Annotated in this window: 2 protein-coding genes and 1 pseudogene; 1 reads left to right on the forward strand and 2 read right to left on the reverse strand. The window is 72.5% G+C overall.

Annotated elements, in window-relative coordinates; all coding sequences use genetic code 11:
* On the reverse strand, positions 1-1,021 hold a 1,021-nt coding region (locus H5J30_RS29760; protein WP_181790453.1), incomplete at its 3' end, for an AI-2E family transporter.
* A gap of 159 nt (positions 1,022-1,180) precedes the next feature.
* Entirely contained in the window at positions 1,181-1,375 is a 195-nt protein-coding gene (locus tag H5J30_RS29765) for a DUF3046 domain-containing protein (protein ID WP_181790451.1), read from the reverse strand.
* Between the two features lie 90 nt (positions 1,376-1,465).
* Between H5J30_RS29765 and H5J30_RS29770 the strand changes: the two are divergent.
* A pseudogene (locus H5J30_RS29770) lies at positions 1,466-2,009 on the forward strand (hypothetical protein); the annotation flags it as partial.

Raw genomic sequence — 2,009 nt, forward strand, 5'->3', positions numbered from 1 at the left:
CCTCGTAGCGGCGTACGTACGCGGAGAGGAACGCCTGCAGCGTCGCCGTCGCCGGGATGGCGATCAGCGCGCCCACCGCGCCCAGCAGCGCCGCTCCGGCAACGACCGAGCCGAAGGCCACGGCGGGGTGTATGTCCACGGTCTTGGCGGTGATCCGCGGCTGCAGCAGGTAGTTCTCGAACTGCTGGTAGAGGATCACGAAGCCCAGCAGCCACACCGCCGTCCACGGCCCGACGGTGAACGCCAGCAGGATCGGCAGCGCCCCGGCGATGTACGTGCCCACGGTCGGCACGAACTGCGAGACGACACCCACCCACACCGCGAGCGCCGGCGCGTACGGCACGTCCAGCAGCAGCATCACGATGTAGTGCGCGACGCCCGAGACGATCGCCATCAGGCCGCGGGAGTACAGGTAGCCGCCGGTCTTGGCGACCGCGATCTCCCAGGCGCGCAGCACCTCGGCCTGCCGCGCGGGCGGCAGTACGGAGCAGATGGCGCGGCGCAGCCGCGGGCCCTCGGCAGTGAAGTAGAAGGCGAACAGCACCACGGTCAGCGCGGTGAACAGACCGCCGAGGACGGTGGTGGAGATGCCCCATACGTTGTCGGCGCTGCGCTGCAGGTAGTCCCGTACGACCTCGGACTTCAGGAAGTCCTGCTGCAGGTCGTCCACGCGCAGCTCGGTGCCGAAGCGCCCGTTGATCCACTCGATGAGGGACTCGACGTAGTCGGGGAAGTTCTCGACGATCAGCCGGATCTGGTCGGCGACCAGCGAGCCGAGGGCGGCGACGAACGCCGCGGCGGCCGCCAGCACACCGAGGAAGACCAGCGCGGTGGCGGTGCCGCGGCGCATGCCGCGGGCGGCGAGGCGGTCGACGGCGGGCTCGCAGGCCAGGCCGATGAAGAAGGCGACCACGATGTTGAGCAGCAGCCCGTACAGCTCGTGGAAGGCCCACTCCGCGATGTGGAAGCAGGCGAACAGGGCCAGCGCGAGCACTATCGCGCGGGGCAGCCAGGGAGGCATGCGCTCGCGGGATGCCGCGGGCGGGGCGCCGTCGCCCGGGGGCGTGCCGGGCGCGGACGGGGCGTCCGGCGCGGCGGGCGTCCCGTGCGCGGCGGTGTCGTCAGAAGCAGCCGATGCAGCCATGGACGAACAGTCTGGCGGAAGGCGGCGGCGGCATCGTCAGCGCATCTCCGCAGGAATGTCCATCGCCGCGCACACACCGCGCCAGACGTCGCGCGCGTCCCACCCGGCGTCCAGCGCCTCGTGGACCGTGCGGCCCCCCAGCTCGGACATCACGTGGTCGCGGGCGAAGGTGTCGACGTAGGGCTCGCCGAAGTAGTCGCGCATCCGCTGCCAGAAGACCGTCAACCGCATGCGTCCATTATCCAGCGCGTACGTGCACCTGAGAGTGCTCCCCGCCCGTTGGCCTCCCCGCCGGCCCCGCCGTGCTCGTAACGTCGCCCCATGGCTGACTCCCCGCAGGTCCGCGCCGCAGAGTTCATCTGGCTGACCGCCCGTGTGCTGGAGCAGCGCCGGTTCGCCCACCACTTCGTGCCCGGCGCCGCCGACGTCGACGGGGTGGAGAAGGCGCTGGAGGCGTACCGCAACGCCGACGGCGGCTACGGGCACGCCCTGGACCCCGATCTGCGCGGACCGGGCAGCCAGCCGCTGCACACCGCGCACGCGCTGCGGGTCCTCGACTCCCTCGGCCGCTGCACCGACCGCAGGGCCGAGGACGTCTGCCGCTACCTGACCGCCGTCTCCAACGCCGACGGAGCCCTGCCCGCCGTGCACCCCTCGCTGCGCGGCTACCCGGCCGCGCCGTGGCTGCCGGTGCCCGCGGACCCGCCGAGCGCCCTGCTGACCACCGCGCCGGTCGTGGGGCAGCTGCACCGCAACGACATCTGGCACGCCTGGCTCTTCCGCGCCACCGACTTCTGCTGGCACGCGGTCGAGACGCTGCGCGGCAGCCGGCCGTACGAGGCGGAGGCGGCGGTCGCCTTCCTCG

The sequence above is a fragment of the Streptomyces phytophilus genome (genome assembly GCF_013870535.1).
In the GTDB taxonomy this organism is placed as follows: Bacteria; Actinomycetota; Actinomycetes; order Streptomycetales; family Streptomycetaceae; genus Streptomyces; species Streptomyces phytophilus.

Bases quoted from the DNA above. Each gene is read 5' to 3' on its own strand.
- H5J30_RS29765 (WP_181790451.1), bottom strand. From the start codon at position 1,375: ATGCGGTTGACGGTCTTCTGGCAGCGGATGCGCGACTACTTCGGCGAG.